Below are 25478 nucleotides of genomic sequence, written 5' to 3'. Positions count from 1 at the left end.
TTGATGGGTCTAGAGCAGGCATTACAAAAGAATGCGACCATTTCGATTCCTCCTTGGAAAGCAAACTATAAATATTTTAACATTAAAAGGGAACGAAAGAAAGAGGAGTGGGGAAAGAGAAATAACATGCTTCGCTAAGGATACATAAAAATCAAAATTACTTGCTCAGTCAAGTTTTTACAGTACAAAGGCATAAAAATTGGGCTCATATAAAAAGAGCTGCTTTTAGGCAGCCCAGTATATCAATCAAAACTTATGTTAACAACGACATAATAAATTTTCCACATAACATAAATATTGCATAGACAAGTAAAGCGCTAAGTACTGCAATGCCAGGCTTACACCAGTTTGTTAATAGGAAAGCGAGCACAGTGAAAAGCAACATGCCTACTGCACCAAAGACTGTATTTTGTAAAACATTGTGAAAGGTGTCAGCTTTCATATGCTTCATTTGCATACCCATGTTAATAAGTGTGAGGATTGGCAAGGCTGTAATAATGCCCGATAAAAATAAATACTTAGACTGACTTAAAAGTAAGGCTAAAACCATAATGGTCCCGCCAACAATAAAATAGATCAAATATAGCAATTGTAACCCTCTGTTTCGTACTCTCTTCAAGTTTAGTAGTGTAATAATACTGCACATAGCTCCTGCTTACAAGGTCCTACCCATGTATGTAGCAAAAAGCTAGTAAAAATAGATGTTGATTTGAAATAAATAGCGAAATTCAGCAAGAGGATGGTAGGAAATGTATGAGTGTATACTATACTATTGATTTGTTGCAGATTAGAAACAACCAATCCAAACACGAACGTGGCTAGGGGTTCGTACTGTAAGCGCCGTAATTAAAACGTTTCAAGGTCAGTAATACACAGGGAAAGACAATGGTTTGATGTTGAGAGGGATGGGGTGTGTTAGATCTTTCAAGTATTAAAAATTTCATCTCTTTACTAGAAATCTCTTTTAATATATCGTTGTATACGATATAATCGTGATTGACGATATATTAAAGGAGCAAAAAATATGATACAAGATATAAACTATTATTTTACAAATATTTTCTATCATCTCCATACAACACATGAAGATAATATTTCCCATCAAAGTGTGCGTATTTTACAGATGATTCAAAAGGAAGATGAAGTGACGGTTCGAGATATAGCACAATTATTAAATATCTCGCAAAATACAGCTTCAGAGCATGTAAAAAAGCTAGAACGACATGGCTGGGTTGAGAAGATTCGAGTAGCCAATGATCAACGTAAAGTGAAACTTTATCTTACAGCGGATGGATTACATGTTGTAAAGAAAAATACGGAATTAGATGATAACAAGCTAAAGCAGGCACTACTTCTTTTATCAGAAAAAGAACAACGAAGTGTTTTAGAAGCATTTCAGCTATTAAGCGAGGTGTCGAAATGATTTATACAGTTGTAAAAATTATATGTTCTGCTGCGATTATTGCAGTTGTCACAGAAGTTGCTAGAAGATTTCCTACATATGGCGGTATGATAGCCGCACTGCCACTTGTCAGTATTTTAAGTATTATTTGGCTAACCGTTCAAAGTGAACCGAATGAGCATATACAGCGATTTACGGTTGGTGTTATAGTTGGACTTCCTGCAACAATGGTTATGCTATTCGTTATGTATATGGCAATGAAATCGTCTATTCATATTGTCTTTGCTATAGGGCTAGGAGTAGTGTCATGGGCAATATGCTTAGGTATTCAAAAAGCCATTGCCGGTGTATTTCATATTTCAATTTAAAGTAGGTAGATTATTATGTCAGTAATTCATATTTCACAAGTTCCGAAAAAGGATGTCCTAGCGTTTTTTCAAACACATTGGGGAAGCACGGAAATGGTTATTTCCAGTGGTATCTATGATTGTAGTACATTAGAAGGTTTTGCATTTTTAAATGATAACCAGGCAATCATAGGGCTAGTAACCTATGAAATTCGAGGAGCCGAATGCGAAATTATATCACTTGATAGTTTGGAAGAAGGGAAAGGAATCGGTTCATGCCTTGTAAAAGCCGTGGAAGAACAAGCCCGTCAACATCACTGTACGGTTGTTTCACTCATAACTACAAATGATAATTTACATGCACTAAAATTTTATCAAAAACGGGGCTATTACCTCGTAGAAGTTCTACCAAATGCGGTAGAGAAAGCAAGAGCATTGAAACCGGAGATTCCCTTTATCGGTCATGACGGTATTCCCATTCGTGATGAAATACGTTTGCAAAAAACATCTGTCTCCATATAAGGCAGATGTTTTTTTATAGTTCACGAATGTATTAGTAAAAATTCTGTTCCGTTGCCTTACTTGTCGTTTATACTAATGGTGAAGCTTGAAAGTGAGGAATCTAATGAAAAAGATATTATTTACCCTGTTTTTTAGTGTGTTAGTAGTGGGAGCGGCTTTTATCATCTATTTGAAAAGCAATCCACCACTTGTTGTCAATGGTTATACAAACGCTGATGGGAATCCGTCTATTCGATTAATAGAAATTGAGAATAAAGGGCTAAGAGAGCTACAACTACAATCGATACTTGTCGATGAAAAGTTGCCAGACAATGCCAAGATAGTCATCAGTAAATCAGAACCGTTTGAAGTTGGCACAAAAATTGATAACAATGCTAATATGACATTTCATAAACTAACACAAGTGAGTATTTTTCCTAGTCAATACATAGATCGTCAGGCAATTGGGAAACAACCGCAACATTATGCATTACAAGTACATGCTACAGCAATTGGAAAGATTACGATTCAATACAAATATTTAAACATACCATTTACATTAACGGCAGAGCTTCAATCAAATTCGTAACAAAGAACGGATGATTTATCGAAATTGTCATCTATAACTGGGTTCACCCAATTGTTTTTTCTCAAATTTTGTCATATCTATTTGGCGATTGTCTTTTCATAAGATTGTTTGGTGAAAAAAACCTATTATTCCTAAATTGTGGTAATCTGATTGTAATAGTTATTGGAATGATAGGAGGGGTCTAATGGGTTTAGTAATTGTTAGCATCATGGCTGTTATTAGTAGTTTAGTGTCCATCTTCATAATTGTTCGAAAACAGTCCAAAGGTGATATAAGGCTACAAGTTGAAGCGATATGTGAAGGGAAAAATGAATTAGATCAAGCAATTATGAGAATCTACTTTACATTTTCGATTGGCAAACTAGCTAACAAAAGAAAAGCAATTATCGGTAGCATTGATTGGTCAGAAGGCTGGATGCCTGTTAGCTACAATTTGAAAGAACATGGGTGCTATCGAGAAGAACGGATCCCTACTTTGACAGAAGATAAGTATACTACTTTTGAAATAGATGCGACAAATGCGATAGATGAACAAGGGAGCGGTGAGGGTTACGTCGTTTTAGTGTTAGAAAAACCGACACAGACCATGTTATCAAGAGCAGGCGTGATGTTAGTTGTAACAGCTAACTTAGTTTCCTATCAATTATCAGATTCTATCAGTTGGCATAATGAAGTAATAGTGAACCATATTTAAATTAGAAAAGCTATTCATAAGGATTAAAACTTATGAGTAGCTTTTTGTTTAAGAAAATGCGTAAAGACAAGACGATAAAAAATTTTTTTGGAAAAAATGTATGCGTTTTACATGCAGGTACTCCAATATTTAGGGCATTTCGATAATGGAAAAAATCTTTTTCAATTATTGACAACTTTTGAGATGTCCGATATGGTGAATACCAATTTCATGAAACCATGAAAACAGCTATGATAAGGACGAGAGTTTTGATGAACGATTTACAGAGAGGGAAGCCTAGGCTGAAAACTTCCTAATGCAGCGTCAATTCTTACTACCTTTGAGCAGTGCTAGGAAACTTGCACCGTTATTTGCAACGTTACTGCAAAGACAATGAGCCGCTAGTGCATCTAGTGGGAATTTGGGTGGAACCACGGGTAAATGACACATACTCGTCCCTATTTTTGGGACGGATATGTGCTTTTTTAATTTTTCAGTAAAGGAGAAAAGATCATGTCAAATCAAGTTATCAACATTCAGTTTCCAGATGGAAAGCAACAACTATTTACAAAAGGTGTTACACTAACCGACATTGCACAGGCGATTAGTCCAGCGCTGCGCAAAAAAGCAATTGTAGGAAGTGTCAACGGAACCATCACTGATTTGACGCGCCCGATTTTGGCAGATGCCCAAATCAACCTATTTGATGCTAGCACACACGAAGGAATGGAGGTTATTCGTCATTCCACAGCTCATTTATTAGCACAAGCGATTAAACGCTTATATCCAGAAGCACAATTTGGCGTAGGACCAGTAATCGAAAACGGTTATTATTATGATATCGAATTATCACATTCTCTTGTACCAGCAGACTTGCAAAAAATAGAAAAAATGATGAATCGTATTGTGCAAGAAAACATTCAAATACAACGAAAAGAACTAACACGTGAAGAGGCAAAACGTTTGTTTCAACATGATAAACTGAAATTAGCATTACTAGATGATATTCCAGAAGATGACCTAATAACGCTTTATGAGCAAGGTGATTTTTATGATTTATGTCGTGGACCGCATGTATCCTCAACTGGTAAATTACAACACTTTCAATTAATGCATGTATCAGGGGCATACTGGCGCGGCGATAGCCAAAATCAAATGCTTCAGCGAATTTATGGTGTTGCATTTGCTACAAAAGAAGCATTACAAGATTACTTTATATTTTTACAAGAAGCAGATAAACGCAATCATCGTAAATTAGGAAAAGAGCTCGAATTATTTATGTTTTCAGAAGAAGCACCAGGTATGCCATTTTACCTAGCAAATGGTCAAATACTCCGAAGTGAATTAGAATCCTTTTTACGGTATCTCCAAACGAAATATGATTATCAAGAGGTTCGTACACCTTTTATGATGAACCAGCGTCTCTGGGAACAATCAGGTCATTGGGAGCACTATAAAGAAAATATGTACTTTACACAAGTAGATGCACAAAGCTTTGCATTGAAACCTATGAACTGTCCAGGGCATATGCTGATATTTAAAAATGAAAGACACTCATACAGAGATTTACCGATTCGTATGGCGGAATTTGGACAAGTGCATCGACATGAGTTTAGCGGAGCATTAAATGGACTGCTACGAGTTCGAACTTTTTGCCAAGATGATGCCCATATTTTTGTCACACCACAGCAAATAGAAGATGAAATCATATTAGCGTTGCGAATCATTGATCATATATATCAAGTATTTGGTTTCCAATACGAAATTGAATTGTCGACGCGTCCTGCTGATTTTATGGGGCATATTCAGCTTTGGGATGAAGCGGAATCGGCATTGGAAAATGTCCTAAAAAATGCGGGTTATTCTTATAAAATAAAGGAAGGAGACGGAGCATTTTACGGCCCTAAAATAGACATTCATATAAAGGATGCTATTAAACGAAGTCATCAATGTGCAACAATTCAACTGGATTTCCAACTGCCTGAGAAATTCGATTTAACCTATTTAAACGAACAAAACGAAAAAGTAAGACCTGTCGTAATTCATCGCGCTGTATTTGGTTCAATTGATCGCTTTTTAGGTATTTTAATTGAACATTTTGGTGGAGCATTTCCGACGTGGTTAGCACCACAACAAGTTATCGTAATAGGGGTGGCTAAGATGCACCAAGAGTATGTTCAACGGGTAGTGCAAGCACTTGAAAAAGAACAAATACGGGTACGTGAAGATAACCGACAGGAAAAGCTAGGGAAAAAAATTAGAGAAGCTCAACTAAAAAAAATACCGTATATTCTCGTATTGGGCGATCATGAATGCGACAATCAAAGTGTAACAGTGCGGAACTATGGTCAACAAGTGTTGAAAGAACAACCGTTACAGCAATTTATTGAAGAAATTAAGCTCGAAATTAACGAAAAAGCGTTACCTAATAAATAAACGTAAAATGGAAGCCTGATAAGATAGTTCAATCAGGCTTTTATTATTTTGGATAAAATGATTTAGTATGCACATGTAATAAAGTGAAAATTTTCGAATAGATAGATACAAAAGTATAATCGTTACTTCTAGATATGTTTTTTCATGCATATTATATAGTGTAGATAGAAGATTATTTCATTTATTATTATTGAGTATTGGTAGATTTTATTATTGGTGTGTAGGTACTTCCCCCAATAAGTAAATTTTTTGTTTCTGCATCAATCACTGCATATTTATAAAATTCTTCTTGTGCATGTTGACGATAGGAAGCCAAAAAATATACTTGTCTGTTTGGATGAATCATTGTGTGATTGGAGAGATCCATTTCTTGACTGACAGTATTTGTTTTCGTATTAAAAAATTCCCGAGTTTTTGGCACGTCTTTAAATAATATTTTTTCACGCATGCTGAATGTTGCACCATGATACTCTTCATAGAGTGATTTATCTAATTGTTTATAAAAATCGTCTTCTACAAGAAAAGTTTGAAAGTGATTACTAGGGTATTTTAGCGTAGTGTTTGTTGTTGTGATTGGTTCACAAATAGTAGCTGTCGACTCTTTTGGTATAGGCTGTGAGTGTGAAAATAGATTAGATAAAACGACCAAGGTTAAAAGTAATACTTGCATAATTTGGCCTCCTATAATTAGCGTTATAGGTAGATTTACCAATTTCTTGTTATATATACGTTGTATGACAATAATAGAAAGAATACCAAGGAAAAGGCAACGTAGCTTTTTAACAAGTGAAGAAATTGAATGAAAAACCAGCCAAGAAAGTCTTCTTTTTGACTGGTTTTATCCAAAATACGCGTTTTTTATAAAATTTATTTATAACTACTCCTCCTTTTTTAGGAAGCTTGTTTAAAATATCTGTTTAGTAACACATCTAGCTCTTGGCTATAATCTACTACAGCAGGGTGTGTAAATCCTAAATCTTTTGCCTTTTTATACATAATTCTCCTTTTAATCTCGATTTCAAACTTCAAGAATTGTTTAAACAATAAATTTACCAACTTTTTCTCCTCCTAATTTTTTCTACATATTCTTGATTTAAAATTCTCATGGCTTCGATTCAGCTTTTTCATTGTATATCAGTTAAAACAAAAAAATTGTCACATTGTGTATAGGAAATGAAATTCGTAATTTAGTCACATATAAGTCTATGTATGGATCATAATAATAAATGATAGACTAGTTTCATTTCTCCATTTTTTTAGCTTTTAAGTTACATAATTAGCGAGTATAACGAGTTTTTCTTTAAGAATTCGTTAAGAACTAAACGCGTACGATGCATGCCTTTTTTACTAGTTGAATTCTTCTTCCTACCTAGAAAAGAAATTGCTAATAGTTACATCCGTTTATATATTGTCGCAATTTATCAAATCCTATTATTTGCTGTTTAATTATTAGGGATTTTTCTTTTTTAACTATTGAACTGATTAGTTTATAAACACAAGTCTCAGGAATCGAAATGCTCAAAATAGGATAGGTAGCAAATGAGTAACGCACACATTCATTATTTTGAATGTGTGCGCTTTTTTAGCTACGTGGTGGCCACTCTTCACGTAATAGGCCAAATAAGATAATATCGTGAAATTTGCCAAAGCGGAAAATTTCATTCCGGAGTATACCTTCCTTTGTAAAGCCACATTTTTCATAAGAGCGAATGGCGCCTACATTAAAGCTAAACACTTGTAGTTTAATTTTGTTGATTGCAATGTAATCGAAAATGAAGGTGATAAGTGTTTGCATCGCATCCGTTCCTAATCCTTTACCTTGCCATTTTTCACTTAATGATATGCCTACTAAGCAAGTGCTGTTAGTCCAATTGATCGAATATACACCACATGACCCAATAAGCTGTTGCGTCGTCTTTTCAAAAATGCCGAAGAAAAATTCTTCTTTTTTTCCACTAATACTTCGAAAGAATGAAGAATGGTCTTCAACTGTATGTGGGAATGGAATCTCGTCATTAGCAAGTAATAAAGTAGGTTTTTCATTCTCCACGTTTATAAACGCTTCTAAATCAGAGGATGCCATTTGTTTTAATATAATTGATTGTCCATTTAGAAAATCTTTAAAATAATGTTCCATATAAAATCTCCCTTATCTAAGGGTGCAGTTTGTGTACTATCCCTTTGAAAATTAGTTTTTTTCAATCAACGTATCTACTGCATTGATTACAATCATATTCACAGCTCCTTTCATTTGAATAGTATAATAATAGCATAGTTTGGAATAATAAGTAATTACATGTAAAAATAAAATGCAATCGAACCCCTGTCACATGATGGTTGGGCTCTGCTAGTGATTTCTAAAATATGTTAAAATTTAATGATAAATAATATGCCAGTTGGCAGAAGGGGAGGGGTATAATGCGCTTAAAGTTTTATGAACCATCAGATTATTCATTAGTTGAACAATATATGTTATCACAGGTGCAACTTCTCTATACAATGTCACCAATGGCAAGTCTTAAACTCTCTGAAACAGATATCAATCGGCATGCCATTTTAGCGATGAAAGGTGAGAAGCTTGTCACTTTTTTTGTTCTTCACGAAAATGAAGGAGTAAAACCTTATTCAGAAAATAACCAAGCCATTTTAATTCGTGGATTTTCAACAGATATGCATGAACAAGGAAAAGGGTATGCCAAAGAAGCATTACAATTATTGCCTACTTTTGTACGACTACATTTTCCTACAATCAATGAATTAGTGTTAGGTGTTAATGTTCCGAATACAGCAGCTCAGGCGCTCTATAAAACATGCGGCTTTATCGATGAAGGCATATGTGCAGTAGGCATCAAAAGCGAGTTGAAAGTGATGAGCTATGATTTACAAAGTGATCATTGAAATGAGGAGGAATGCAGATGTACATAATAGAAGCAAGTATGGAACACTTCACTCATCTCTGTGTATTGGATAAAGAAGTAATAGGCGACTATTCAAGAAGTGATTGCATTAAGCATGCAATATTAGAAAGACGATGCATGATATACAAAATACAAAGTTGTATTGCAGGATTTTTAATTTTTACAACAGATTTCTTTGATTGTAGTTTTATTTCATTAGTTATAGTCAAACCGTCTGAACGTAGAAAAGGCGTTGCTACAGCACTATTAGTAGATTTTATTGAAAGAGCACCCACTGCCAAAATTTTCTCTTCAACGAATCGTTCCAATACAAAGATGCAAAACGTATTGAAGGCTACAGGATTTAAAAGAAGTGGCTATATAGAAAACTTAGATGACGATGATCCAGAAATTATTTACTTTACATTAAAATAGCAATCTTTGTATTCTTATTCATGGACATGAGGGGGGACTAGCGTAATTTTCTCCCTTTTTCTCTGTCATAATTTTGTAACATTAGCTATTAATTAGGAAAGATACGCTTCAAAAAGGGCACTAAATGTTTGGCGTGACGTTCTATTATGGAGAAGCAATTTACAGCTTCTACAAAAAAAGGATGTTGGAGGTCATTGTGTTGAGTACTGAAAATTTAATAAGCTTGAGTGGGACTTCGTTATTTTTTGCTTTTATCTTGCTGTTAATTGCGATTTTACCGTTTGGATTAGCAGTAAAATCTGCACGGCGTTCGTTTAGGAGACTGGGTCTTATACTTACATATTCTGCTTTCATCTTGCAATTAGTGTATTTTATTTTAAGATGGATTGCAGTCGATCATGCACCTGTTAGTAATATGTATGAGTTTATGACGTTTTTTGGCATTATGCTAACAGCTAGCTTTCTAATTATTCATTACTTATATAAACAAATTGTCGTAGGGTTATTTGTAATTCCAGTGGTCCTAATTATTTTGGGCTATGGAAGTGTTTTTACAAATGAAATGAGACCCCTTGTACCTTCGTTGCAAAGTAACTGGTTAACAATTCATGTTATGACAGTAGCATTTTCAAGTGCTATTTTATCGATATCATTTGCAACAGGTATTATCTATTTACTGAAATCTTTGAATGTTCATAAAAGGACGAGGAGTACCGTTGCGTTAGAGTTCGTTATGTACTGTTTGATTGTGGTAATTGGATTTAGTGCTGCAGCAACGGTATTTAGTGTAACGACGGAAGAAGTACACATTCAATTTGAAAATGCTCAAGATGTGAAGGAAAAGGCAGTCTATACGATGACACCACTGATTGTTAATAAAGGAGCGGTCACAGAAAGTGGAGAGACAATCGGCTGGTTGAAGATTACGCCATCAATCGATGCCAAAAAGTTAAATTCCATCGTATGGGCATTTATTGTAGGAACCATCTTGTATGGTGCCATCCGACTGTTCTTTAGAAAGCCACTCATCGTGCTATTAAAACCATTAACAAGCCTTGTACAATCAGCTTTAATGGACGAAATTTCATATCGGGCGGTAGTGATTGGCTTCCCATTGTTTGCCTTAGGCGGTTTATTATTTGCTATGATTTGGGCACAAATTGCATGGGGAAGGTATTGGGGGTGGGACCCAAAAGAAGTCTGGGCGCTCATTACGTTTTTATTTTATGCAGCTTTTCTACATCTTCGTCTGTCAAAGGGATGGGAAGGGGAGAAAACAGCCTGGCTATCTATTGTTGGCTTTGGCATCATTGTCTTTAATCAAGTTTTCGTCAATTTAGTCATTGCTGGTCTACATTCATACGCATAAAAAATAAGGAAATGAAAAGAGACATCCGGAAAGGATGTCTCTTGGACTTTGAACTGTTAATTCTTGAACGAGAATTAAAGTTTTACAACGTTTGTAGCTTGAGGGCCACGGTTACCTTCTTCAACGCCGAATTCTACTTTTTGTCCTTCTTCAAGTGTTTTGAAACCTTCAGATTGGATAGCAGAGAAGTGTACGAATACATCGTTTCCACCTTCTACTTCGATGAAGCCAAAACCTTTTTCTGCGTTAAACCATTTTACTGTACCTTGAGTCATTTAAAAAACCTCCAAAAATAAATTCAACAATCATATTCCTTCAATCAGTATAAAATAATACCATAATCAGAAGCTCGCTAGAACACGTTACTATTGAATACGTGGTTTCATTGTTTACGATGAAGCAATTTAATTATTACTTTCATTATATAACAGATTCATACATTTATCCAGCAAATGCCGTTTTTTAGTAAGAAAAAATTACATAATATCGTTTTTAACTATAATGATTAAAAAAAATGCTAAAAAATAAAGGTATATAGTGCTTAATATATTAAAAAAATACTGAAAATCGTTTAATATTACCATTTATTCGACTTCTGGTGTAACTTTATAAATGACATGTAGAAGTTATTGGAAAAATCCGAGTGATGGTCACCGATTAATTAGTCGATCCATGCTTTTTCTTTGGCAACAATCACTGCTTCTGCACGTGATTCCACATGTAATCTGACAAAGAGTTTGGATAAATAATTTTCCACTGTACGCTGGGTAACGCCTATTGCAGAGGCAATAGCTTTATTGGTACATCCTTGTGCGACCAGTTGTAAAATTTCCTGTTCTTTATGACTTAGTAATACTTCCTGCTTAGCATTGGAACGATTCGAGTGCTGTTGGACAAAGTCTAAAAAATCTGCTGATAATAAAATTTCCCCCCGCAAAGTGGCTTGGATTGTTTGAATTACCTGTTCTTTTGTAGCGAGCTTCGATAAAAGTCCATCTACTTTTTTTTCTACAAGAAGCTCGTAATAATCGGATAACTCATAGCCTGTATAAAGAATAATTAGCGCTTCAGGTTGTTGTTTCTTAATCATTTCAGCCAGTTGAATGCCGTTTAAAGGTTTCATATTAATATCAATTAAATAGAGCTGAAAGGGGTGTGATTCCATTCTAGCCAGTACATTGGCGCTTTCTTGTTCTGTTTCAATATGGACATTTTCTAGATCTTGTAATAATGTTTTTGTTCCGTCTAAAACGACAGGATGATCATCTACAATCAATATTTCAATCATTTGTATGGTTCCTCACATTCCTCTTGAATTTGAATATAAATATGCATGCCATCATTTGGTTTGGAGGTAATGGTCATATCTCCGTTAAAGGCCCGAACACGTTCTCGAATGCCATTAATGCCCATAGAAGCGGAGGATTGCATTAAATCTTCAATATTACAGCCGATACCATTATCGTCGTATTGGAGAACAAAACCGTGGTTTATTGCAAGTAGTTTAAGTGAAACTTTAGATGCATCGGCATGTTTAATAGCGTTATTTAACAGTTCTTGAACTAGGCGATAGACAACTAAATGTAAAGTTGGATCTTGGAACTGAACTCGATCAATTCGTGTATTTAATAGAAAGTTTGCACGTATTTTCACTTTTTGTACGAGTTTTTTTAATGCCATTTCTAAACCAAAAGTATCAAGTAAAGGCGGGCTCAGATTTTCGCAATACTCCCGTAAATCTTTGGAGGCATTTAACAGTTGTTCCCGAATATCTAATACTTTTTTTTCTTCAATAATAGGAGAGCTAGCAATAACATCTAATTCTCTCGCTAAATGTAATTGCTCCTGTAAAATAGTGTCATGTAATTCCTGTGCTAAAATACTCTTTTCTTTCTCAATAATATTCCATAATAATTTATCAAGCCAAGGAAGTTGAGTGTTATGCGTATCTTTCATATGCTGAATATCTCTTACTAAATCTTCAATTAGTTTTAAATTATCAATAAACATAGAGACGTATAATGCTAGTAACTCCAACCATAGAAGTTCTTCTTTTTGTAAAGTGTGTCTAATTCGTATAAGAATCTTTTCATCTACTGTATCATGGATCAGAAGTTGTGTCAGTTGGCTCTCTACTTGAATTTCACCGCGAGAAAATGGGACATCTTCCATGATTGTTTCAAGCGTAAATGCAGTTGTCCCGAGTTTTTCGGTAATTTCATATTTGAGACTTGAAAGTAATTCCTGTTGGCTTTTAGCTTTACTAATCCGTTTAACTGCTGCATATAAATTATGGACATAATCACCAGATGATGAAAATATAATTTTTCGATGTTTAAAGTCAAGTTGTTCTTTTACATAAAAACTGGCTATAAAACCAATAAAAATAATGAGAAAGACAACAATCATCAATTCTATTGAAAGTTGGTCCAAAAACAAGATTGCTAATAAAGACGATAAAATGAATGAACTGAAAAAAGCGAGTGATGAATAATAGCGAAAACGAGATAATTGGTATTCAATATCAAATAAGCGTTCGTTCACTTGAATAAAAATAAAGGAAAAAGGTATAAACAAAATAAATAAAACACTAATTTCAGGTCGTATTATCGCGTTATACCCTAAAATTTCAGGTACAACAAACAACAATAGAAATGGCAAAAATGGCACGATACAAGAAATAGCGATTAAGCGTATTTTAGCTAATCGGGTTTGTAGATAGCTCGTTAATAATATATAGATTGCATAAAGTACCAGTACTGCAAATAGACTGAGCGTTACGATAGGGGTAATAACCCTAAATTGTGGAATGAGCATTTCAATGATATAGCAGCATAGAATAACAAACGGAAGAAAATAGAGCCACTTTACATCTATATACTTCCATTTTATGTGTAAAAAACGATAATATTGTTGTAGGAAATGAATGATAAGGACTAAGCACAAAACTAAACAAATTCCGTTTACAATCATGCCAATGATATTTCCTCTACTTGATGCACCTACACTTGTATAAGCTAAAGAGCAGGTTAATAAAAATAGCATTAGTAATTTCGTAATTACAGTATGGTTATTTCGCTGCCATAAATAGATGGCAACGCTTAAACAAAGGATGAAATAAAACATCGGAAAAACAATATGTAAATATAACTCTTCAGGTAAATCCCGATGTTTAATTTGGATTGTTTGAACAGTACCATCAGGTTTTAGAAGTGTTAGCTCTTTCGCGGTTGTAATATAAGTATCTGTTTGAGAAGAGCCAAAACCTTTAGCGGGCTTTTGATTGATGGAAAGGATAATATCACCTTGCTCAATCTTTTTTTGTTGAGCCCATTCTGAATAATAAGGATGAATAATAACAGGTAGTGTATTGGACGTATCAACTAAAATACTAATATAAGGACCACGAATGGCAACACCCAATACATAAATGCCAAGAAGTAAATATGTTAAAAAAATACTAAAAGTTAATTTGCTCATAAAAGACGCTCTTTAATTTTCATAATCATAGTTATAGTGCTCCGTTTCATCATGAAGTATATACTATATTATCCATAATTTTTAATTTTTTTGGAATACCGAAATAAAGTGTTTCGGAAAACCACTAACATTTTTTCGGAATAACGAAATAGTATTTTCGGTATAAGCTGTGATAATGTGAATCTAGCCTAAGTGACGGAAAGGGGGAGCACTTTGTGAAATGGAGTGTGCTGTCACTCATCCTAATTTTCCAAGTCGCCATATTGGCGTATCCCAAAACGACATTTGCTCAAACTTTAAATAAAGATGCAATAGAAGTGGATATTTGTATCATTGGAAGTGACAATCATTTTGTCTATAAGATTCCGAAACAGTTACATAATGATACACCTTATTATGAAATGCAAAATGATATCGAATCTTCCTTAGCTAGCCATTGGAAAGTGCAAGGTGGTCATGTTGAAACGAATCATTCGAATGTAGCGTATACATTTTTTATCGAGGATTTATTTCAAGAAAAACAAGATGGTCATTTGAAGATATCTATTCCATATCGCACTTTAGTAGGGATGTTTCGTGAAGATGAAGCGATTCAATTACGTATTATGGCTAGTAAATTAATGAATTGGCAAGTAAACGCAAAAGAGTGGGCAACACTTGGATTTGTTCAGCCACTGACTTTTATGAGTGAAAGTGAATATGTCTACAATGGGGCTGTTAACGAATTGTTGCAACAACGAGTTGCCCATTTTGATGGTGCAATCGCTAAGCGTCAAATGTTGTTACGCAGTGTCATGTATTTTAGCTTTATTATTGTTCAAATTTTTGCATGCTTGATTTTATCGAGACGTTTAAAAAAACGAATCATCCAACACCCTGAAGAAATGCATCAATTTAGAAAACTAAATTATATGTACCAAATCATTCCTTTATTTATTGTTATTGTGCAAATAATATATTTAGTTATGTCTGGACTGCTAACAGCATTTGGCCTTTACTTTAGTCCTGGCATTGATTTGTTGTTTATTATTGGGCCAATTCTTTTTACAATTATTTTGTTGCCGATGTTTTTTGTTCCGACAGAAAATGAAATAGCAAAAGAATTACAACATAATAAAATGGGTTCACACTTAGAATAGTATCGTTTGTTTGTCATTGATACAAAAATTGCGATGTAGCTGTTGGAAAGTAGTTTGTTTTTGTAATTCGACGTTCACTCCTCAATATTAGATGGTATAATGGTCAACAGCATATTTGAAGGAGCTGGTGACAAATTGACGCATCCAGAGACTGCGTATTTAAATTTACTACAACATATTTTAGAAAATGGAATTAAAAAAGAGGACCGTACGGGGACAGGTACGTATAGCATCTTTGGCCATCAAATGCGTTTTGACTTAAGTCAAGGCTTTCCACTTTTAACGACTAAACGCGTACCATTCAAACTTGTGGCTAGCGAGCTTCTTTGGTTTATTAAAGGAGATACAAATATTCGCTACTTACTACAGCATAATAACCATATATGGGATGAGTGGGCGTTTAAAAAATGGATTGAATCCGATGAATATAATGGACCTGATATGACGGATTTCGGTCGTCGATGCTTAACGGACGAAGCGTTTAATGTTGTTTACCAAGCTGAGCTCGCATCATTTTGCGACCGTATTTTAATAGATGATGATTTTGCAAGAAAGTACGGCGATCTTGGGAATGTCTATGGCAAGCAATGGCGCAATTGGACAACGTCAAACGGGGAAAGTCTTGATCAATTACAAGATGTTATTCACCAAATTAAGCATAATCCAGACTCACGTCGTATTATTGTCAATGCATGGAACCCTGAAGATGTTATTAATGCAGGTGCAAAAGGAAGCAAAGCGGCTTTACCACCTTGCCATGTTATGTTTCAATTTTATGTGGCAGAGGGCAAATTAAGCTGCCAATTAATGCAACGTAGTCTAGATACATTGCTCGGCTGTCCTTTCAATATTGCCTCTTATGCATTATTAACACATTTAATTGCCCATGAATGTGGGCTTGAAGTCGGCGAATTTATTCATAGTATTGGCGATGCACACATTTATGCAAATCATGTGGAGCAAGTGAAAGAACAGCTTTCACGTGAGCCACGGGAACTACCAACCTTGAAAATAAATCCGAATAAAACGTCGATTTTTGATATAGAACTTGAGGATTTATCCATCGAGGGCTATAATCCACATCCAGCAATTAAAGCACCGATTGCGGTTTAGTCAAAAGCAGCAGCCATTTTGGTTGCTGCTTTTTTGATTATTTGGACTAGGTCCAAATAATCTATTTTGATAAATAGGCAAGTTGGTGGATGTTTCGATAGGTGCCTTCTATTATAGTATTTATGGTATTATAAGGTATTTTTTCTAATAAAAGCTTTAGGGGTGGCTGGGTTGAGAGAAAGAATAGTGCTGCAAAGTACAACAAAAGCAAAGTTTTTTCGATTGCGTGAAAATATACAAGGGGAGTCCTCGTCCCGAAAAGATCAGCAGCCTCAACAGGATAGTCCAGCTATTACCACTACATTAACACAAGAACAATTAGTAAAAATGATGCAAATTATTGAGGAAATCCGTCTGAATGGTTATAAATAAAAATGTAAGCGCCTTCGAAAGATGAATACAACGCTAATTACCTTAACTCTTTTCCAGTTTTATCATAAAAAGTAAATATTGCAGGAAACGTATCTTCTGCATTAGGAGGTAGTTTAAATGTTTTCATAAATGGTGCAGAAGTATCAACTTCGACTTCTTTTTCAAAATTCATCCAGTTTGTTGTCAATTTTATTTTGGCAACATTGCTGTCTAATTCGTGTACATACAATGTGCCATAGTTGCCTTTATTGGTTTTATATTGTCGATAGGTTTCTGAGGGATCTGTTGCTAAATAAATAAATTTAAGTTTGCCATTCCACCCTTTATTAAAACGTGCATGACCATACTGATCACCGTTAATTTTCAACTGGGCTAACCACATATTTGTTTCTTCTATTCGTTCAAAATGCATGATTTGTATGCTACTGTCGATAAATTCTTCTAAAAATTCTTTCACTGTTGTTTCGGATGATTTTAGATGATAGTCGTTATAATAAGCATTTCCGTAAATGAAAAGTCCTAATAATAGTAATGGTGAAAATGAGCATATTACAATTAATATTAATTTGATTTTCATACTAAATATCCTCCTGTCTATAAAAGTTTTCACATTTAATCTTTAAACAATTATATCAATTTTTTTCTTTTACTCGTCTATCGATTATATTTTGATGATGATTTCTAACTTGTGTAGTAAGAAATCATCACTATAAATCCAAACACCTTCTAAGCTATAATGGCGAAGGAGGTGTTTTTAGATGAACGTAATTTTTATAGAAACAATGACAGGGACAGAGCTTTTACAGATGGTATCACATGATGTGGCTGGCATACTAGCTGCGGCTCAAGGCGAGAGTGTAACGTTCCCCGTTGGTCATTATAAATATGAATTTCATAATCTAGATTTTTATGAAGAAAATGGTCAAATCCAACAAGAGCTCGTTATTTATATGACAAAAATTTAAATTCGATAGCGGGTGTATTTTTGTGAATAATGAACAGGTTAAGATATGAGCATATGACTTGCGATTATCTCAACCTGTAACTATAATAGTTACAACAGGTGGTGATTCGTATGGTCAATAGTCGATTTTCAGTCGCTATCCATATACTTTCGCTCATTGCTACAACATCTGATAAAAGTCAGCTTACATCTGATTATATTGCAGGTAGTGTCAATACGAATCCCGTAGTCGTACGACGGATGATTGGGAAATTGAAAAAAGCAGGCTTGTTAACTTCTCAGTCAGGACTTGCCGGTTATGGACTTGTTATTGAACCAAAGGATTTGTCATTGTTGAGCATTTACCGTGCGATTGATGGTCCAGAGCAACTATTTACAATACATGATGAACCGAATCCTGCATGTGCTGTCGGCCGAAAAATACAGCATACGTTGGAAACCGTTTATCTAGATGTATGGCATGCAATGGAAAAACAGTTACAAGCACAAACATTGCAAGATGTGCTAGATCAACTTCGTTAAACGTAACGAGGTCGGTCTTACTGTATTCAACCTGTAACTAAAATGGTTACAACAAATTATAGGAGGAATTTATAATGAAAATAGGCGTTATTGGAGCAACAGGAAAAGCAGGGCAAAAAATAGTGGAGGAAGCATTACAACGTGGTCATAACGTTACAGCCATTGTTCGTTCAGCTTCTAAAGTAAAAGAGAACATTACAGTGATGGAGAAAGATGTATTGGATTTAACACAAGAAGATGTAAAGGGTTTTGATGTTGTTGTGAATGCGTTTGGTGCACCACTTGGACAAGAAGCATTACATGTTGCTGTAGGTCGTCATTTAATTGCTATCTTTAACGGCATTGCCACAAAACTATTCGTAGTGGGTGGAGCAGGCAGCCTTTTTGTAGACCCAGAAAAAACGATTCGTGTTATGGAGACGCCCGATTTTCCGGAAATGTTTTTGGCAACTGCAAAAAATCAAGGTGAAAACCTTCAAGACTTACAAGCATCAAGTATTTCGTGGACATTTTTAAGTCCTTCTGCCCTATTTGATCCAGAAGGGCCACGTTCAGGTAGCTATACAACTGGAATAGATCATTTGTTAGTGAATGCTAAAGGTGAAAGCTATGTCAGCTATAGTGATTATGCGATTGCAGTATTAGATGAAATAGAAAATCCACACTATTTAAATAGACGTTTTACCGTTTCCTCAACTAAATAATCCTACTGCCGAGCGTAAGAAATATGCTCGGTTTCTCATTGTTTATCGTCGTTTACGAAAAAAACTTTCATTTTACTGATAAATGACTGTTTACAAGACGGCATTTATTAGCTACTATCAGTGTGAGTATTAGTTCAAAGGAGACGACAATAATGTCCACACAACGTATAGAAAAAGATTTTTTAGGTGAAAGAGTATTACCAGCAGATGCTTATTACGGGATTCAAACGCTTCGTGCAACAGAAAACTTCCCAATTACAGGCTATAAAATTCACCCAGCCCTAATTAAAGCAATGGGTATTGTAAAAAAAGCAGCAGCATTAGGTAATATGGAAGTACACCTATTATCAAAAGAAATTGGAGAGGCTATTGTCGAGGCTGCACAAGAAGTCATCGATGGTAAATGGGATGCTGAATTTCTAGTAGACCCAATCCAAGGTGGTGCAGGCACTTCTATTAATATGAATGCGAATGAAGTTATTGCGAACCGTGCTCTTGAAATTTTGGGTAAAGCAAAAGGGGACTATCAGACGGTTAGTCCGAACAGTCATGTTAATATGTCACAATCAACAAACGATGCCTTCCCTACAGCGATTCATATTGCTGTATTAAATTTAATCGATGACCTTCTGGTGACAATGGAAAATATGCAAGCCGTATTCCATCAAAAAGCAGAGCAATTTGCACATGTTATTAAAATGGGACGTACGCACTTACAAGATGCTGTACCAATTCGCTTAGGACAAGAGTTTGAAGCTTATTGTCGTGTAATTAACCGTGATATTGTTCGTATCCGTCAAACACGTCCAAACTTATATGATGTCAATATGGGGGCAACAGCTGTCGGTACTGGGCTAAACGCTTTCCCAGACTATATTAAATCTGTAGACCAACATCTAGCTGAAATTTCTGGCTTACCATTAAAAGGTGCTACACATTTAGTCGACGCTACGCAAAATACGGACGCTTATACGGAAGTGTCAGGGGCATTAAAAATTTGTATGATTAATATGTCTAAAATTGCGAATGACCTTCGTTTAATGGCATCTGGTCCTCGTGCCGGTTTAGGAGAAATTATTTTACCCGCACGTCAACCTGGTTCATCTATTATGCCTGGTAAAGTAAATCCAGTAATGCCAGAAGTGCTAAACCAAGTTGCATTCCAAGTAATTGGGAATGACCATACCATTTCTTTAGCATCTGAAGCGGGTCAATTAGAATTAAACGTAATGGAACCAGTGCTTGTTTTCAACTTAATTCAATCAATTAGCATAATGAATAACGTTTTCCGTGCATTTACAGAAAACTGTTTAAAAGATATCGAAGCAAATGAAGAACGTATGAAGGAATATGTAGAGAAAAGTGTGGGTGTTTTAACAGCAGTCAATCCACATATCGGTTATGAAGTAGCTGCTCGTCTTGCACGTGAAGCCATTCTTACAGGTCGTTCAATTCGTGAACTTTGTATTGAAGCAGGTGTCTTAACGAAAGAGCAATTGGATTTAATTTTAGATCCATATGAAATGACACATCCAGGTATCGCTGGTTCTAGTATGATGAAATTAAAATAATTTTTAAAAAGCACTTTGTTTTACGCAAAGTGCTTTTTCTGTAGACAAAGGGCATCGTTATTCCCTTTGTCTTTTTTTAGTATACCAATATACATATAAAAGATGGGCGTATTTCTATCAATCTTAGTATAAATAAACTATAATAATGGTATTATAGTAATATTATAGTTAGGGGATTTTGGTATGACTTTACGAAAAAAAAGTATTTTTGGTTTTTCATTATTAAATTTAATAATGATTGTAGTGTTAATAATAGATCTTGCTAATTTAACAGCATTAGCATGGCTATCTACAATATTAACGATTATTGGTATCTCCATTACTTTATCCTATATCTTCTATGTTAAATATAAAGTGATTCAACCTATTAACCAATTATCTAATGCTGCGAAAGCAATTGCAGTAGGTAACTTTGACTCTGATGTCATTACTGTACAAGACAATAGTGAGATTTCAGAATTAGCAAATGCTTTTCTAGAGATGAAAGAGCAATTGCGTACGATGACACTTACAATTGCCAACAGTTCGACAGATTTATCTGCCAGTATCGAAGAATTGTCTGCCAGTACAAATGAAATTACAATGGCTGTTGAAGAAGTTGACCATCAAATGGAAAAAACGTCAAATGGCCTTAAACAAGCCGCACAATCGGCAAACAATAGTGCTGTTGCGATGCAGGAAACAGTGGATGGCATTGAGCGTATTTCGGTTGCCACACAGGATGTTTTCAACCACGCGAAAGAAGCGAATGATATCGCAGGAAATGGTGCAGAAATTTTGCATGTTGCGAAAAACCAGATGGAGTTTATTTCATCTTCAACAGATAAAACAAGTACCTTAATACAACAATTATCAAATAAAATGACGGATATTAAAAAAATGACAGAAATGATTACTACGATTACAGATCAAACGAATTTACTTGCTCTAAATGCTGCGATTGAAGCGGCACGGGCTGGAGAACATGGGAAAGGTTTTGCAGTCGTTGCAGAAGAAGTTCGTCAATTAGCAGAGCAATCCAAGCACTCTGCCATTCAAATTGTGGATCTTGTAGTAGGTATTGAAAGTGATACGAAACAAGTTGCTGTGGCTGTGGAAGAAGACTTAAAAAATGTTCAACAGGGGGTCTATGTCATTGATGAAGCAACAAAATCTTTTGGCAACATTTCGCAGCACGTTAGCCAAATGACTGATCAACTCGAAGGCATTTCGACAACTGTAAATTACTTGTCAAATCGTGCAAATGAGGTGGCTAATTTAGTATCAACAATTGCAGGAGGCATGGATCAATTGTCCAGCTATACAGAAGTTGTGCTACAATCAATGGATGAACAAACGGCTTCCATGCAAGCAGTCAATCAAGTTTCGCAGGAATTAACGATACAGGCTGATGATTTACAAAAGATTACAAATCAATTTCATGTATAAATAAAAATGGATCGTTCTTTAGGTGACAGTTCGTGCATTGATAGCAATGCACATACTTTTATGCTGCTGTTTGACTTTAAAATACCACTACTTTACAATATAAAGTAATAGTTTAATAGGAATTTTCTAACAAATTCCTTCACAACTGAATAGCGTGTAGTAAGAGGTGTAAATTGCGTGCAATTTACTTAAAAGGGAAGTCGGTGCAAATCCGACGCTGTCCCGCAACTGTGAATGTGAGCGTCTTTTCAAATTATGACCACTGTCAAACGACGGGAAGGTGAAAAGAAGCGATGACCATAAGTCAGGAGACCTGCCTGTTACGAGTACACACCATAAACCTACGAGGAATAGGAGGTGGCATGTTGACAAAACAGAATAATCTGTTCGTCACAGTACGTCAAACGACCAACACCAAAGGATGTAAAGGGATACGGCATCAAGCCAGATCGCTTCCATTGGTGCACTGTTTGATGTTATCGGATGAATGATATTTTTGAAGTACGATGGCCATAATTACGGATTTCCTCTACATTTGCAGGAAATCCGTTTTTTTATGTAATCGATACCTTCGTTTTGAAAATATGTACGAGAAGAGGTGCAAGTATGACAAAAATTCAGGTATGTTCAACACGAGAAAAGAAAAATGTTGATATGAAGATTTGTAAGCAACCGCGCACGGAAGTTGCCAAGCAACGAAAAACGAGAATGGTTATTGAAGCACTAGTAGATCAGTTTTTAGCCACAGGGCTTATTCCGCACGATCGATTATTTGATTGCATTTTTTATAATAAAGACATTATTTGGATTCAAAATGATGTCTATGAAGGATACTTATTTGCGAAAGCAAGTGTGGCTGATGAATTGAAAACAAAAAAGAATGGTTTTATGATGTATATGCCAACCAATCCAATCGTTTACGAAGTAAATGAGGAAGTCTATCATTTAATTACACGCATCGATTCAATTCGAGCTAAACCCAATTTGGATCGCCTGAATGTAGAATCGAAGCCTATTTTAAGTGCTGCAAGGGTCAATGATTTACTATGTTCGATGGTAATGCGTTTTTATCAGACGTATATGGAAGATTTATCGTTAGTAGCTCAAGAAAATCAAGACTATAGTAAAATACAACATTTACTAGACTATGTAGAGCGTGAATATGCTCAGTTTTTACAAAGTGTAAAAGAATTAAATGATTATCATTTAAATTGGCATCCACGTGGCAACGGTCATCAATTGTTACTCCAACGTATTGAGCAATTACAGATTTTAAAAAGTAAGCCTGGTTCGGTTCTTGTGGATTTCTCAAATCATCATGGGTATGTGATTGCGGAGTCAGCGAATTCTTTGAATAGGAAAACGAAAAAAGCGTTGTAGATTATATAAAATGTATTGGTACGCATGTTATGCAGTATTCGATTTTCTGTCAGAAAGGCATCGAAAAACATTCGATGCCTATTTATTTTATAGACAATGCATGGCTGCTTTTGCCTCATTCCATGGGACTGAATAGCCTTTTCCTTTCGCACAAAAAATGCTCGACGACGTATAGTCAGGATCAGCCTGTTTATTATAATTGATTTGTGCGATTATTGCCTCGCTATTATGACATCTATCATATCCATCGAATTGTAAAGATAAAGAGCCTTTGCCATTCGTGTAAGCAGCGAAAGTAGTACTATAGTGCATAAATGTAGCAACAGGTACACGCCCTGTTAAAATGACTTGCTCCTCTGACAATATCGGAGAATCAAAAGTACCATCTGCTTGTTGGATATCGTTCATCATTCGCCCAATAAAATCATTGGATGCTTTCATTTTGAAGCGGTAATAGGGCTCAAGTAAGATATTCTCCGCTTGTTCTAGCCCTTGTCTTAATGCACGGAAAGTAGCTTCCCGAAAATCTCCTCCTTCGGTATGCTTGATATGCGCTCGTCCTGTCAACAGTGTAAAACGAATATCGGTAACAGGAGAGCCAGTTAATAGACCGTGATGTTCGCGTTCAAACAAATGTTTTTCGATAAGGCGTTGGTGACCAACTGATAAATCATCAGCATGACAGGCGTTAACAAACGTATTCCCAGTTCCGCGGCTGTTCGGCTCCATGAATAAGTGTACCTCGGCATAATGTTTGAGCGGTTCGAAATGTCCGTAACCAGTTACAGTCGTTGCAATCGTCTCCATATACAAAATTTGAGGCTTATCAAAGGTAATATCAAGTGAAAAGCGATTTTTTAAAACTTCAGCAAGTACTTCAAGTTGTATGACACCCATAATATGTACATGAATTTCTTGGAATTTTTCCTGCCAAACGACTCGTAACGACGGCTCCTCGGCTTCGAGTAAGCGAAAAATCTGTAAAATTTCCTTTATATGCTGTTGCCCTTCATACAGTACTTTTGCTTGTAATGTAGGCACAAGTTCATAAGGTTTAGGGATTATTGTACTTCCTAAAATGTCCCCAATCTTCGCTAGGCTAAGCCCTTTCACTGCAAAAATGTCTCCTGCTTGCACAACTTGGGTTGTAAGAAAACGGCGCCCATTATACAACCTAATTTCTGTTATTTTTTCCGTAACATCGCCAAATGAAAAGTCATCGCGAGTATGCAATGTTCCTTGTAAAGCTTTTATAAAAGTTAAGCGTTGTGTGCCATCATGGCGAATTTTAAAGACTTCTCCTTGAAAGGGTGCTTGAAGGTCGAAGTGTGTCTCTGTCAGGAGGGGAAGCTGTGATACAAATTCCTTGATTCCAAAATCTTTTAAAGCAGCACCAACAAAGCAGGGAAATGCTCGCTCTTCTTTAATCATCTTTTGTAACTGTAACAGGCACGTTGAGGCATCGAGTGTATCTGTTAAAAAGGCCTCGAGAAGGTGATCATCGCGCTCGGCTAGCCACTCAGCAATATAGCTTTGTATAAAATCTTTACGTAATGGGGCATCGATTAACAGGATGTTGTCAGAACAATCCTTTTGTAGTTGGTTTATAACCACATTGATATCCGCCCCTTCACGGTCTATTTTATTAATAAAGAAAAAGGTGGGTATATGGTATTGACGGAGCAACTGCCAAACTGTTTCTGTATGACCTTGTACACCCTCTACAGCACTGACAATAATGATGGCGTAATCCATTACACGTATGGCACGTTCCATCTCAGGTGAAAAGTCTACATGTCCAGGTGTGTCAATCAGCGTATATGTATCATTTTCTATTTGCATCCGTCCTTGTTCCGCAAAAATGGTAATTCCTCGGGCTTGTTCAATTGCATGATTATCTAAAAATGTATCTTGATGATCGACTCTTCCACGAGATTGGATACTATTTGTGTGAAATAATAATTGCTCACAAAAAGTTGTTTTTCCTGCATCGACATGTGCGAGTACACCAATCGTTTTATACATAAAAAATCCTCATTTCTAATGTAGTCTCTATTCATTGTACCAGAATGATCGCTCAAACATTTCGTGACAAATAGTTCGCTTTCATGTTTAAATAGTGATAGTTTATTAACAAGTATCATTTATGGATTTTT

General features: G+C 35.5%; 27 protein-coding genes and 1 riboswitch. Of the genes, 18 read left to right on the top strand and 9 right to left on the bottom strand.

The window, feature by feature from the left end; translation table 11 throughout:
• Positions 1–253: 253 nt before the first annotated feature.
• Positions 254–589, bottom strand: coding sequence for a hypothetical protein (locus MKY08_RS11825; RefSeq protein ID WP_069512340.1), 336 nt, complete (start codon positions 587–589; stop codon positions 254–256).
• Positions 590–1024: 435 nt separating this feature from the next.
• Between MKY08_RS11825 and MKY08_RS11820 the strand changes: the two genes are divergently transcribed.
• The 6 genes from MKY08_RS11820 to thrS all read left to right on the top strand — a co-directional run bounded on the left by MKY08_RS11820 (position 1025) and on the right by thrS (position 5948).
• The gene (locus tag MKY08_RS11820) at positions 1025–1423 is read left to right on the top strand and encodes a MarR family winged helix-turn-helix transcriptional regulator (protein WP_069512342.1); all 399 of its coding nucleotides are present in this window, start codon (positions 1025–1027) and stop codon (positions 1421–1423) included.
• Positions 1423–1770 (top strand): DUF3147 family protein, encoded by a 348-nt coding sequence (locus tag MKY08_RS11815; protein WP_069512768.1) that lies wholly within the window; start codon positions 1423–1425, stop codon positions 1768–1770. Before MKY08_RS11820 ends, MKY08_RS11815 begins: the two co-directional genes overlap by 1 nt.
• A gap of 15 nt (positions 1771–1785) precedes the next feature.
• Positions 1786–2271 carry a GNAT family N-acetyltransferase gene (locus MKY08_RS11810; RefSeq protein ID WP_069512344.1) on the top strand — a complete coding sequence of 162 codons (486 nt, stop codon included), beginning with the start codon at positions 1786–1788 and terminating at the stop codon, positions 2269–2271.
• Positions 2272–2374: 103 nt separating this feature from the next.
• The gene (locus tag MKY08_RS11805) at positions 2375–2839 is read left to right on the top strand and encodes a hypothetical protein (protein WP_069512346.1); all 465 of its coding nucleotides are present in this window, start codon (positions 2375–2377) and stop codon (positions 2837–2839) included.
• Positions 2840–3023: 184 nt separating this feature from the next.
• Positions 3024–3533 (top strand): hypothetical protein, encoded by a 510-nt coding sequence (locus MKY08_RS11800; protein WP_069512348.1) that lies wholly within the window; start codon positions 3024–3026, stop codon positions 3531–3533.
• 492 nt (positions 3534–4025) lie between these two features.
• Positions 4026–5948, top strand: a complete 1923-nt coding sequence (gene thrS, locus MKY08_RS11795; protein ID WP_069512350.1) for a threonine--tRNA ligase — start codon at positions 4026–4028, stop codon at positions 5946–5948.
• A 187-nt stretch (positions 5949–6135) separates the two neighbouring features.
• On the opposite strand, the gene MKY08_RS11790 is transcribed toward thrS, so the two are convergent.
• The 3 genes from MKY08_RS11790 to MKY08_RS11780 form a co-directional block, all read right to left on the bottom strand.
• The gene (locus MKY08_RS11790) at positions 6136–6618 is read right to left on the bottom strand and encodes a hypothetical protein (protein WP_069512352.1); all 483 of its coding nucleotides are present in this window, start codon (positions 6616–6618) and stop codon (positions 6136–6138) included.
• Positions 6619–6839: 221 nt separating this feature from the next.
• Positions 6840–7004 (bottom strand): aspartyl-phosphate phosphatase Spo0E family protein, encoded by a 165-nt coding sequence (locus tag MKY08_RS11785; RefSeq protein ID WP_024364089.1) that lies wholly within the window; start codon positions 7002–7004, stop codon positions 6840–6842.
• Between the two features lie 526 nt (positions 7005–7530).
• Positions 7531–8085 carry a GNAT family protein gene (locus MKY08_RS11780; RefSeq protein WP_069512353.1) on the bottom strand — a complete coding sequence of 185 codons (555 nt, stop codon included), beginning with the start codon at positions 8083–8085 and terminating at the stop codon, positions 7531–7533.
• Positions 8086–8366: 281 nt separating this feature from the next.
• On the opposite strand from MKY08_RS11780, the gene MKY08_RS11775 reads away from it, so the two are divergent.
• The 3 genes from MKY08_RS11775 to ccsB all read left to right on the top strand — a co-directional run bounded on the left by MKY08_RS11775 (position 8367) and on the right by ccsB (position 10649).
• On the top strand, positions 8367–8846 hold the full coding sequence (locus MKY08_RS11775; RefSeq protein WP_069512356.1) for a GNAT family protein: 480 nt from the start codon (positions 8367–8369) through the stop codon (positions 8844–8846).
• A gap of 11 nt (positions 8847–8857) precedes the next feature.
• Complete coding sequence (locus tag MKY08_RS11770; protein WP_069512358.1) at positions 8858–9280, top strand: GNAT family N-acetyltransferase; 423 nt, start codon at positions 8858–8860, stop codon at positions 9278–9280.
• A 199-nt stretch (positions 9281–9479) separates the two neighbouring features.
• Entirely contained in the window at positions 9480–10649 is a 1170-nt protein-coding gene (gene ccsB, locus MKY08_RS11765) for a c-type cytochrome biogenesis protein CcsB (RefSeq protein ID WP_069512363.1), read from the top strand.
• Between the two features lie 74 nt (positions 10650–10723).
• On the opposite strand, the gene MKY08_RS11760 is transcribed toward ccsB, so the two are convergent.
• From MKY08_RS11760 to MKY08_RS11750, 3 genes are all read right to left on the bottom strand, one after another.
• Complete coding sequence (locus MKY08_RS11760) at positions 10724–10924, bottom strand: cold-shock protein (RefSeq protein WP_010859201.1); 201 nt, start codon at positions 10922–10924, stop codon at positions 10724–10726.
• A gap of 386 nt (positions 10925–11310) precedes the next feature.
• Complete coding sequence (locus tag MKY08_RS11755; protein WP_069512365.1) at positions 11311–11937, bottom strand: response regulator transcription factor; 627 nt, start codon at positions 11935–11937, stop codon at positions 11311–11313.
• A complete protein-coding gene (locus MKY08_RS11750) occupies positions 11934–14129 on the bottom strand; it encodes an ATP-binding protein (protein WP_069512367.1) in 2196 nt (731 codons plus the stop codon). Before MKY08_RS11750 ends, MKY08_RS11755 begins: the two co-directional genes overlap by 4 nt.
• A 215-nt stretch (positions 14130–14344) precedes the next feature.
• Here MKY08_RS11750 and MKY08_RS11745 point away from each other — a divergent pair, with 215 nt between their 5' ends.
• The 3 genes from MKY08_RS11745 (at position 14345) to MKY08_RS11735 (ending at position 16753) form a co-directional block, all read left to right on the top strand.
• Positions 14345–15268 carry a hypothetical protein gene (locus MKY08_RS11745; RefSeq protein WP_069512369.1) on the top strand — a complete coding sequence of 308 codons (924 nt, stop codon included), beginning with the start codon at positions 14345–14347 and terminating at the stop codon, positions 15266–15268.
• Between the two features lie 135 nt (positions 15269–15403).
• Positions 15404–16381 (top strand): thymidylate synthase, encoded by a 978-nt coding sequence (locus tag MKY08_RS11740; RefSeq protein WP_069512371.1) that lies wholly within the window; start codon positions 15404–15406, stop codon positions 16379–16381.
• 171 nt (positions 16382–16552) lie between these two features.
• Positions 16553–16753 carry a hypothetical protein gene (locus tag MKY08_RS11735; RefSeq protein WP_069512373.1) on the top strand — a complete coding sequence of 67 codons (201 nt, stop codon included), beginning with the start codon at positions 16553–16555 and terminating at the stop codon, positions 16751–16753.
• Between the two features lie 37 nt (positions 16754–16790).
• On the opposite strand, the gene MKY08_RS11730 is transcribed toward MKY08_RS11735, so the two are convergent.
• Entirely contained in the window at positions 16791–17330 is a 540-nt protein-coding gene (locus tag MKY08_RS11730) for a hypothetical protein (protein ID WP_069512375.1), read from the bottom strand.
• 181 nt (positions 17331–17511) lie between these two features.
• Here MKY08_RS11730 and MKY08_RS11725 point away from each other — a divergent pair, with 181 nt between their 5' ends.
• The 6 genes from MKY08_RS11725 to MKY08_RS11700 all read left to right on the top strand — a co-directional run bounded on the left by MKY08_RS11725 (position 17512) and on the right by MKY08_RS11700 (position 23322).
• Positions 17512–17718 carry a hypothetical protein gene (locus tag MKY08_RS11725; protein ID WP_025219612.1) on the top strand — a complete coding sequence of 69 codons (207 nt, stop codon included), beginning with the start codon at positions 17512–17514 and terminating at the stop codon, positions 17716–17718.
• Between the two features lie 110 nt (positions 17719–17828).
• Complete coding sequence (locus MKY08_RS11720) at positions 17829–18239, top strand: Rrf2 family transcriptional regulator (protein WP_069512377.1); 411 nt, start codon at positions 17829–17831, stop codon at positions 18237–18239.
• 74 nt (positions 18240–18313) lie between these two features.
• A complete protein-coding gene (locus MKY08_RS11715) occupies positions 18314–18943 on the top strand; it encodes an NAD(P)-dependent oxidoreductase (protein ID WP_069512379.1) in 630 nt (209 codons plus the stop codon).
• Positions 18944–19095: 152 nt separating this feature from the next.
• A complete protein-coding gene (gene aspA / locus MKY08_RS11710; RefSeq protein WP_069512381.1) occupies positions 19096–20514 on the top strand; it encodes an aspartate ammonia-lyase in 1419 nt (472 codons plus the stop codon).
• Between the two features lie 183 nt (positions 20515–20697).
• Entirely contained in the window at positions 20698–21942 is a 1245-nt protein-coding gene (locus MKY08_RS11705; RefSeq protein WP_069512383.1) for a HAMP domain-containing methyl-accepting chemotaxis protein, read from the top strand.
• Positions 21943–22089: 147 nt separating this feature from the next.
• Positions 22090–22278, top strand: a riboswitch (cobalamin riboswitch).
• A 270-nt stretch (positions 22279–22548) separates the two neighbouring features.
• Positions 22549–23322, top strand: a complete 774-nt coding sequence (locus MKY08_RS11700; protein ID WP_069512385.1) for a hypothetical protein — start codon at positions 22549–22551, stop codon at positions 23320–23322.
• An 87-nt stretch (positions 23323–23409) separates the two neighbouring features.
• Here MKY08_RS11700 and MKY08_RS11695 read toward each other — a convergent pair whose 3' ends face one another.
• Positions 23410–25347 carry a TetM/TetW/TetO/TetS family tetracycline resistance ribosomal protection protein gene (locus MKY08_RS11695; RefSeq protein ID WP_069512387.1) on the bottom strand — a complete coding sequence of 646 codons (1938 nt, stop codon included), beginning with the start codon at positions 25345–25347 and terminating at the stop codon, positions 23410–23412.
• Positions 25348–25478: the final 131 nt, after the last annotated feature.

Origin of the sequence: Lysinibacillus sp. FSL M8-0337, assembly GCF_038593855.1 — a bacterium.
GTDB lineage: Bacteria > Bacillota > Bacilli > Bacillales_A > Planococcaceae > Lysinibacillus > Lysinibacillus sphaericus_D.
The sequence above is the reverse complement of the archived record's forward strand: the minus strand, read 5'-3'. Positions and strand labels throughout refer to the sequence as shown.

What these genes read in the sequence shown, in the direction of transcription:
- MKY08_RS11820 (WP_069512342.1), top strand. Translation starts at nt 1,025, where the DNA reads ATGATACAAGATATAAACTATTATTTTACAAATATTTTCTATCATCTC.
- MKY08_RS11810 (WP_069512344.1), top strand. Translation starts at nt 1,786, where the DNA reads ATGTCAGTAATTCATATTTCACAAGTTCCGAAAAAGGATGTCCTAGCG.
- MKY08_RS11805 (WP_069512346.1), top strand. Translation starts at nt 2,375, where the DNA reads ATGAAAAAGATATTATTTACCCTGTTTTTTAGTGTGTTAGTAGTGGGA.
- MKY08_RS11800 (WP_069512348.1), top strand. Translation starts at nt 3,024, where the DNA reads ATGGGTTTAGTAATTGTTAGCATCATGGCTGTTATTAGTAGTTTAGTG.
- thrS (WP_069512350.1), top strand. Translation starts at nt 4,026, where the DNA reads ATGTCAAATCAAGTTATCAACATTCAGTTTCCAGATGGAAAGCAACAA.
- MKY08_RS11790 (WP_069512352.1), bottom strand. Translation starts at nt 6,618, where the DNA reads ATGCAAGTATTACTTTTAACCTTGGTCGTTTTATCTAATCTATTTTCA.
- MKY08_RS11780 (WP_069512353.1), bottom strand. Translation starts at nt 8,085, where the DNA reads ATGGAACATTATTTTAAAGATTTTCTAAATGGACAATCAATTATATTA.
- MKY08_RS11775 (WP_069512356.1), top strand. Translation starts at nt 8,367, where the DNA reads ATGCGCTTAAAGTTTTATGAACCATCAGATTATTCATTAGTTGAACAA.
- MKY08_RS11770 (WP_069512358.1), top strand. Translation starts at nt 8,858, where the DNA reads ATGCAGATGTACATAATAGAAGCAAGTATGGAACACTTCACTCATCTC.
- MKY08_RS11760 (WP_010859201.1), bottom strand. Translation starts at nt 10,924, where the DNA reads ATGACTCAAGGTACAGTAAAATGGTTTAACGCAGAAAAAGGTTTTGGC.
- MKY08_RS11755 (WP_069512365.1), bottom strand. Translation starts at nt 11,937, where the DNA reads ATGATTGAAATATTGATTGTAGATGATCATCCTGTCGTTTTAGACGGA.
- MKY08_RS11750 (WP_069512367.1), bottom strand. Translation starts at nt 14,129, where the DNA reads ATGAGCAAATTAACTTTTAGTATTTTTTTAACATATTTACTTCTTGGC.
- MKY08_RS11730 (WP_069512375.1), bottom strand. Translation starts at nt 17,330, where the DNA reads ATGAAAATCAAATTAATATTAATTGTAATATGCTCATTTTCACCATTA.
- MKY08_RS11725 (WP_025219612.1), top strand. Translation starts at nt 17,512, where the DNA reads ATGAACGTAATTTTTATAGAAACAATGACAGGGACAGAGCTTTTACAG.
- MKY08_RS11720 (WP_069512377.1), top strand. Translation starts at nt 17,829, where the DNA reads ATGGTCAATAGTCGATTTTCAGTCGCTATCCATATACTTTCGCTCATT.
- MKY08_RS11715 (WP_069512379.1), top strand. Translation starts at nt 18,314, where the DNA reads ATGAAAATAGGCGTTATTGGAGCAACAGGAAAAGCAGGGCAAAAAATA.
- aspA (WP_069512381.1), top strand. Translation starts at nt 19,096, where the DNA reads ATGTCCACACAACGTATAGAAAAAGATTTTTTAGGTGAAAGAGTATTA.
- MKY08_RS11705 (WP_069512383.1), top strand. Translation starts at nt 20,698, where the DNA reads ATGACTTTACGAAAAAAAAGTATTTTTGGTTTTTCATTATTAAATTTA.
- MKY08_RS11700 (WP_069512385.1), top strand. Translation starts at nt 22,549, where the DNA reads ATGACAAAAATTCAGGTATGTTCAACACGAGAAAAGAAAAATGTTGAT.
- MKY08_RS11695 (WP_069512387.1), bottom strand. Translation starts at nt 25,347, where the DNA reads ATGTATAAAACGATTGGTGTACTCGCACATGTCGATGCAGGAAAAACA.